This window comes from Sphingomonas sp., assembly GCF_031380695.1.
GTDB lineage: Bacteria > Pseudomonadota > Alphaproteobacteria > Sphingomonadales > Sphingomonadaceae > Sphingomicrobium.
Map to the genome: position 1 here is coordinate 1 of NZ_JANMWY010000193.1, position 6532 is coordinate 6532.

At 68.3% G+C, this 6532-nt stretch carries 10 protein-coding genes; 7 read left to right on the plus strand and 3 right to left on the minus strand.

The features are described from left to right. Nucleotides 1-1228, minus strand: a 1228-nt coding sequence (gene eno / locus RMN84_RS07085; protein ID WP_309611481.1) for a phosphopyruvate hydratase, incomplete at its 3' end; no start/stop codon positions are given. Nucleotides 1229-1371: 143 nt separating this feature from the next. Here eno and RMN84_RS07090 point away from each other — a divergent pair. The 5 genes from RMN84_RS07090 to RMN84_RS07110 all read left to right on the plus strand — a co-directional run bounded on the left by RMN84_RS07090 (nt 1372) and on the right by RMN84_RS07110 (nt 3254). After that, the gene (locus RMN84_RS07090; protein WP_309611482.1) at nt 1372-1875 is read left to right on the plus strand and encodes a hypothetical protein; all 504 of its coding nucleotides are present in this window, start codon (nt 1372-1374) and stop codon (nt 1873-1875) included. A 20-nt stretch (nt 1876-1895) separates the two neighbouring features. Continuing rightward, entirely contained in the window at nt 1896-2240 is a 345-nt protein-coding gene (locus RMN84_RS07095; RefSeq protein WP_309611483.1) for a phage holin family protein, read from the plus strand. Next, the gene (locus RMN84_RS07100; RefSeq protein WP_309611484.1) at nt 2237-2623 is read left to right on the plus strand and encodes a DUF3618 domain-containing protein; all 387 of its coding nucleotides are present in this window, start codon (nt 2237-2239) and stop codon (nt 2621-2623) included. Before RMN84_RS07095 ends, RMN84_RS07100 begins: the two co-directional genes overlap by 4 nt. Then, nucleotides 2620-2940, plus strand: a complete 321-nt coding sequence (locus RMN84_RS07105; RefSeq protein ID WP_309611485.1) for a hypothetical protein — start codon at nt 2620-2622, stop codon at nt 2938-2940. Before RMN84_RS07100 ends, RMN84_RS07105 begins: the two co-directional genes overlap by 4 nt. Before the next feature lie 86 nt (nt 2941-3026). Beyond that, on the plus strand, nt 3027-3254 hold the full coding sequence (locus tag RMN84_RS07110; protein ID WP_309611486.1) for a DUF4170 domain-containing protein: 228 nt from the start codon (nt 3027-3029) through the stop codon (nt 3252-3254). A 1-nt stretch (nt 3255) separates the two neighbouring features. On the opposite strand, the gene RMN84_RS07115 is transcribed toward RMN84_RS07110, so the two are convergent. Together RMN84_RS07115 and RMN84_RS07120 are read right to left on the minus strand one after the other, a co-directional pair. Beyond that, nucleotides 3256-3972, minus strand: a complete 717-nt coding sequence (locus RMN84_RS07115; protein ID WP_309611487.1) for an anti-sigma factor — start codon at nt 3970-3972, stop codon at nt 3256-3258. Between the two features lies 1 nt (nt 3973). Beyond that, a complete protein-coding gene (locus RMN84_RS07120) occupies nt 3974-4471 on the minus strand; it encodes an RNA polymerase sigma factor (protein ID WP_309611488.1) in 498 nt (165 codons plus the stop codon). A 69-nt stretch (nt 4472-4540) separates the two neighbouring features. Here RMN84_RS07120 and RMN84_RS07125 point away from each other — a divergent pair, with 69 nt between their 5' ends. Both RMN84_RS07125 and RMN84_RS07130 read left to right on the plus strand, forming a co-directional pair. Next, nucleotides 4541-5863 (plus strand): S8 family serine peptidase, encoded by a 1323-nt coding sequence (locus RMN84_RS07125; protein WP_309611489.1) that lies wholly within the window; start codon nt 4541-4543, stop codon nt 5861-5863. Nucleotides 5864-5945: 82 nt separating this feature from the next. Then, the coding region (locus tag RMN84_RS07130) for a hypothetical protein (protein WP_309611490.1) at nt 5946-6532 on the plus strand (587 nt) is incomplete at its 3' end.

Here is a 6532-nt window from a genome sequence, read left to right on the forward strand (position 1 = left end):
CCTCCTCGATCCGCAGCAGCTGGTTATACTTCGCCGTGCGATCCGACCGCGCCAGGCTGCCGGTCTTGATCTGGCCGCAGTCGAGCGCGACGGCCAGGTCGGCGATGGTCGAATCCTCGGTCTCGCCCGACCGATGGGACATCACCGCAGTGTAACCCGACGACTGGGCGAGACGGACGGCGGCGATGGTCTCGGTCAGCGTGCCAATCTGGTTGACCTTGACCAGGATCGAATTGGCGATGCCGTCGTTGATCCCCTGTTCCAGCCGCTCGACATTGGTCACAAACAGATCGTCACCGACCAACTGCACCCGGTCGCCGATCTTGTCCGTCAGCGATTTCCACCCGACCATGTCGTCCTCGCCCATGCCGTCCTCGATCGACGCGATCGGGTAGGCGGCGGCCAGCTCGGCGAGATAGGCGGCCATTTCCTCTGGCGACAGCGTCCGTCCTTCACCGGTCATCGCATAAGCGCCGTCCTTGAAGAATTCGGTCGAGGCGCAGTCGAGCGCCAGCAGCACGTCCTTGCCGAGCGAATAACCCGCCTTGCCGACCGCTTCCGCGATCAGGTCCAACGCCGCCCGCGCCGAGGCGATGTTCGGCGCAAAGCCGCCCTCGTCGCCGACCGCGGTGCTCAGTCCCTTCGCGTGAAGCTCGCTCTTGAGCGCATGAAAAATCTCCGCCCCGCACCGCAATGCTTCGGCGAACGACGGTGCCCCCACCGGCATCACCATGAATTCCTGGAAATCGATCGGATTGTCGGCGTGCGCCCCGCCGTTGAGGATGTTCATCATCGGCACCGGCAACAGGCCCGCCCCGACTCCGCCGACATAGCGATACAGCGGCAGCCCGCGCGCATCCGCCGCCGCCCGCGCCGTGGCCAGGCTGACCCCCAGGATCGCGTTCGCCCCCACCCGCGCCTTATTCGGCGTCCCGTCGAGCTCGATCATCACCGCGTCGATCTCGGCCTGGTCCTCGGCTTCATAGCCGACGACCGCTTCGGCCAGCTCGCCGTTGACCGCCGCGACCGCGCTGTCGACGCCCTTGCCGCCCCAGCGGCTCTTGTCGCCGTCGCGCTTCTCGACCGCTTCATGCGCCCCGGTCGACGCCCCCGACGGCACCGCCGCGCGGCCCAGGCTGCCATCCTCCAGAAGTACGTCGACCTCCACCGTCGGGTTGCCCCGGCTGTCGAGGATCATGCGGGCGTGGATGTCGACGATGGCGGTCACTGGCACCTCTTGCGGATTTTCGTTACGCTGGTGCCCTATCGACCGGTCGCCCGCGCGACAAGTTTCGACGAACGGCGGAACGGTCTATTGCGGTGGCGTGTTTCTACCCCATCTCTCGAGTACCCCTATTGGAGAAGCGTATCATGGCCGACACGACCCTGCCGGAAGGCACCGACTCCATCGTCAGCGACGCCGAGATGGCCGGCACCGATCTCGCCAAGGCGATCGGTCCGACGCCCGACGCCCCCACCAGCGGCGGCGGCTTCAAGGAAGCGCTCAAGACAAGCAGCGACAAGCTGCGCGGCACGGCCAGCGACAAGGCGATGGGCTTCGTCAGCCAGGGTATCGAACGCTCGAGCGGCGCGCTCAGCAACGTCTCGGCGTTGGTCGGCGACACCGCATCCTCGCTCGATGAGCGGCTCGGCAATGAATATGGCGACTATGCCCGTTCCGCCGCGAGGGCGATCGACAAGGCCGCGACCAGCCTCGCCGGCAAGGACGCCGAGGAGCTGATCGGAGATGCGCGCGCCTTCGTGAAAAAGTCGCCTGGCATCGCGCTCGCCGGTGCCGCGATCCTCGGGTTCGCGTTGGTCCGCGTCGTCAAATCGGGTCTCGATGGCGACAGCCGCACGGACCGCAAGGGCTGATCGACCGGCCGGGGGCAAGGATGCTGCAACGCAACAATCCCCCGGCCGACGAGTCGGCCGACACGCTGGGCGGGCTGTTCGGTCGCGCCCGCGATCAGGCGGGCGACTGGCTCCGCGCCGAGGTCGCGCTCTACCGCACGATCGGGATCGAAAAGGCCACCGCGTGGAAACTGCCGATCGCCTTGCTGGCGACCGCGCTGTTTCTCGGTCACGCCGCGCTGCTGGAGCTGGTCGCGACTTTGTTCGTCGGTCTTGCCCAGTTGATGAATCCGGCGCTGGCGGGACTCATCACAGTCCTGATTCTTGGCGGCACCGCCGCGATCCTGGTTAAGGTCGCGCTCGCTCGGCTGAAGGACATGCCATGAGCGCGGCCGACATCCGCATCGCCGCGGCGCGCGGAGAGGTCGCCGCCCGCCGCGCCGACCTGTGGGCCACGATCGACGAGATCAAGGCCCGCCTCGCGCCCAAGGCCGTCGCGCATAACGCCTGGGAGGGTGCCAAGGACAAGACCGGCGAAGTTGCTGAATCGACCTTGGCAGCGGTCAAGGAGCGCCCGCTTCTGACCGCCGGAGTTGTTGCTGGTGCAGGCGCCCTGATCGCCCGCAAACCGCTGTTCGCCTTCGTCGCCCGCTTGTTTGAGGACCGCGAAGAATCTGCCCCCGTTTTTGCACGGAAGCGCGTGCCCGCACCCAAACCGAAAACCCCTCGCAAAACCACCCCCACAGTCAAGCGTATCAGGAGCAAATGACCATGGCCAAGCATGACCCCGCCCCTTCCGACCCGGCCTTCCGCGACCGCGCCGCCGCCACCCTCGCCGAATTCGGTGACAGTGCCACTGCCCAGGTCGCCGGCAACCCGCTGATCGCGCTCGTCGGCGGGATCGCCGTCGGCGCTGTCGTCGCTGCGCTCCTGCCCCAGACGACCCGCGAAAGCGACCTCCTCAAGCCCGCCGGCGACCGCCTCAACGAAGCCGGACGCACCGTCGCCGAAAAGGCGCGTGAGGCGAGCAAGGCCAAGGTCGACCAGCTCGCCGGATCATCCTTGCGCGAGTTGTTCAAAAGCTGAGGGCGACCTACCCCGTATCCCCTTAGTGGAGCGCAGCGCCGACGAGGGGCTCCCCGAGCGAGTGAGACTGTGCTAGCCCTGACCGTATGAGCAAGCTTCACCTCGTTTTCGGCGGCCGCGTCAAGGACCCGCAGGCGTTGGACTTCACCGACCTGTCGAAGATCGATTTCGTCGGCATGTTCGATAATTATGCCGACGCCGAGGACGCTTGGCGTGGCGCTGCCCAGCGTACCGTCGACGACGCCGAGATGCGTTACGTCGTCGTCCACCTTCACCGCCTGCTCGAGCCCGAAAACCCGCCGCAGCCTGGCTAAGCTACTTCCACCCGGCCTTCAGCGCCGCCTGCTCGCTCGCCTTATCGAATGGCTCGCCGGCGATCGCCTGGTCGATCAGCGCCATCAACTGGGGGTCCGGGCCGGCGGCCATGCGATAATGTCCGCCCTGCCTTTCCGCGCCCTGGAATAATCCGCGAATCTGCCACCTGCCGGCATCGCGGCACGCCAGCCCGCTGGCACCACCGTCGCTGAAACTACGACAAACATGCCCCGACCGATCGCGGAAGGTCAGCCCGATCCGCGCTCCCGCGTCCGCCGGCGCACTCGCCAGCTGCACGTCGAGTGCATTGCCCAGCGCCGCCGACGCGACCAGCTTGCCACCCTCCGACGCCACCGGCCCGGCTGGTGCCCGCAACTGGCCACCGACGACCAGTCCAATCGCCAACGACGCCGCCATCGCCGCGCCTTGTATCGCCCGAGACGGTCGGCCGAATCGCCGTTCCCTGGCCGTTGCGAAATCGATCACCTCGGCCCCGCGCCCGGCACGCGCGATCCGCTCCGGCACTGGCGCTGCGACGATCGGATCGAACGCCGCATGCAGTCGCGCGCCAAGCCGGCGATGCTGCACGGCCAGTGCCGCCAGCGCCGGATCGGCGGCGACCTTCGCCTCCATCCGCGCGGCCGCCTCGGGCGCCAGCTCGCCATCGAGCCATGCGTAGAATTCCGGCCCCTCTTCGATCGCAATCTCGTCGGTCATCTCATTCCTCACCTAACAAGGCCAACAAGGCCTGGCGTCCGCGCACCAGCCGGCTCGATACAGTGCCAATGGGAAGGTCGAGCAGTTCCGCCGCCTCGCGGTAGCCGAACCCTTCGACAAGGATCAGCGCGACCACTTCACGCTGCTCATCGGGCAAGCGCCCCATCGCGGCCATGACCCGTTGCAGGTCGATCGCCGCGTCGGTCCCGGCGCGTGGGTCGTGGCCAATCGTCTCGCCGGCTTCGGGCGGCATTTCGACCTTGGCCCGGCGCGTCCGCGCGCGCACCTCGTCGATCCACAGGTTGCGGGCGATGCGATAGACCCAGGAGTCGAGACGCGATCCGGATTGCCATTGCTGGCGCGAACGCAAGGCCCGCTCGACCGTCTGTGCGGCCAGATCGTCCGCGTCGGCTTCGTCGCGCGCCAACGCAAACGCAAAGCGCCGCAAGCGCGGCAGCAGCTCCGCCAACCCGGCGTCGAACTCGGAGGATGATGTCATTGCACCTCATGAGGATGAAACGACGGCCCCCGCTCGTTTCATCCCTGACAATCGATTAGGGAACAAAAAATGTCCAGCATCCGCCAGCGACTGTTTGCGTGCATCGTCACCACCGGGCTCGCCACTGGCGCGGTCGGCGCGCAACTGCTGCCATCGCTGCCCGCGGTCGGCGGTATCGGCCAGGCGGTCGGCGCGTTGCCGTCGCTTGGCGCGCCACTCGAACAGCTTCTATCGACCGCGCAGCAACAGACAGCGACCGCGCCGTCGCTTGATCGCATTGCCCTGCCCGACGCCATCGGCTCCCTTACGGCCGCCTCGCTCCTCGATCTGCGCCGCCTGCGGCTCGCTTTGCTGGTCTCGGCCCACAAGCGCGAACTCGAACAGGATGAGCGCGGTAACCCGGTCCGGCGCGGCGTGCTGGTCACTGTCGATCCCGACCCCGCTTCGCTCGCAGGCGCTATCGCCGACGGCTTCCGCGTCGAGCGGCGCGACACCAATGGCGATCTCGGCCTGACCACCGTCACCCTGGCCGTCCCCGGCAACATGAGGGTGCGCATGGCGCTCCGCCGCCTCCATCAGACCGCGCCGCGCCTGATCGCGGACTACGACCATGTCTATGAACCGTCGGGCGGCTCACTGCTGGCCAGCATCGCCGCGCTCGCTGCCGGGGGATCGGCCAGCGGCCCGGCCATCGCCATGATCGACGGTGGCGTCGCTTCCCATCCCAGCCTGGCCCGCGCCGCGATCGAGCAGCGCGCCTTTGCCGGCACCGCGAAAGCGACCGGCCACGGCACCGCTATTGCCTCGCTGCTGGTCGGCGAGCAGGGGCCATTTCGCGGCGCTGCAACGGGCGCGCGTCTGTATGTCGCCGACGTCTATGGCGGCAGCCCCGCCGCCGGATCGGCCAGTGCGATCGTCGCTGCGCTCGGCTGGGCGGCGTCGAAAAAGCCGGCGGCCATCAGTATCTCTCTGGTCGGCCCGGCCAACGCCCTGCTCGAACGCGCGACGCAGATCCTCGCCCGGCGCGGCATCCCTCTCGTCGCCGCGGTCGGCAACGATGGCCCGGCGGCCCCGGTACAATATCCCGCAGCCTACGCCGGCGTCCTCGCGATTACCGCCGTCGACCGCAACGACCGCGCCCTGCCCGAGGCGGGCCGCGCGGCGAAGCTCGACTATGCCGCCCCCGGCGCAGACATGGCTGCTGCCCTCCCCGGTAACGGCTATGCCCGCGTGCGCGGTACCAGCTTCGCCGCTCCACTCGTCGCCGCACGCATCGCCGAAGCCGGCATCGCCCACCTCGGTGCCGAAACGGCGCCTGGCCGCGGCAAGGTCGGTCGCGGCATCATCTGCCACCTGTGCCGGATTGATCCAAAAGTGGTCGGCGCAAAATAATTTTCGATCGGGATGAAGCGGCCAACCGCCATCGTTCTCCACAAGCAGGGCCGCAATGGCCTGTTTTGAAGGGAGTACTCAAATGACGAAATTCAACCTGGCGTTCACCGCCCTCGTCCTCGCGATCCCCGCCGTCCCCGCCCAGGCCCAGCTGCTCGGCGGCGTCGGTGGCGCGGTCGGCGGCATGGTCAATGGCGCTGTCGGCGGTTCCGGCTCGCTGACTGGGTCGCTTGGCAGCCTCGGCAATGTCAACGGCACGCTCGGCTCGGTGACCAACAGCGTCGCCGGCTCGGTTTCGGGCAGCGGCAGCGCCACCGCCAGCAAGTCGGTCGACACCCGCAGCGGCAGCGCCAGCGGCGACGTCGGCCTGGCCGGCACCGTCACCGGCGCAGCCTCGTCGATGACCAGCGCGACCGGCCTCGGCCAGGCGGCGAATCTCAGCAATTCGGCCTCGGGCAGCGCTTCGGGCAGCAAGAATGCCAGCGTCGGATTGCAGGGCATCGGCACCGACCAGGCTGGCAGCCTCGCCGGCCAGGCTGCCGGTAAGGCGCGCGGTTCGACCCAGGGCGCGGTGACGACGGCCCGCGGTCAGGCTCAGTCGATCCGCGGTCAGGCGACCGGCGCGGCGCGCGGCGCGGCGAAAACTGCTACCGACGCCGCCGGATCGGC

Bases quoted from the DNA above. Each gene is read 5' to 3' on its own strand.
- RMN84_RS07090 (WP_309611482.1), top strand. From the start codon at position 1,372: ATGGCCGACACGACCCTGCCGGAAGGCACCGACTCCATCGTCAGCGAC.
- RMN84_RS07095 (WP_309611483.1), top strand. From the start codon at position 1,896: ATGCTGCAACGCAACAATCCCCCGGCCGACGAGTCGGCCGACACGCTG.
- RMN84_RS07100 (WP_309611484.1), top strand. From the start codon at position 2,237: ATGAGCGCGGCCGACATCCGCATCGCCGCGGCGCGCGGAGAGGTCGCC.
- RMN84_RS07105 (WP_309611485.1), top strand. From the start codon at position 2,620: ATGACCATGGCCAAGCATGACCCCGCCCCTTCCGACCCGGCCTTCCGC.
- RMN84_RS07110 (WP_309611486.1), top strand. From the start codon at position 3,027: ATGAGCAAGCTTCACCTCGTTTTCGGCGGCCGCGTCAAGGACCCGCAG.
- RMN84_RS07115 (WP_309611487.1), bottom strand. From the start codon at position 3,972: ATGACCGACGAGATTGCGATCGAAGAGGGGCCGGAATTCTACGCATGG.
- RMN84_RS07120 (WP_309611488.1), bottom strand. From the start codon at position 4,471: ATGACATCATCCTCCGAGTTCGACGCCGGGTTGGCGGAGCTGCTGCCG.
- RMN84_RS07125 (WP_309611489.1), top strand. From the start codon at position 4,541: ATGTCCAGCATCCGCCAGCGACTGTTTGCGTGCATCGTCACCACCGGG.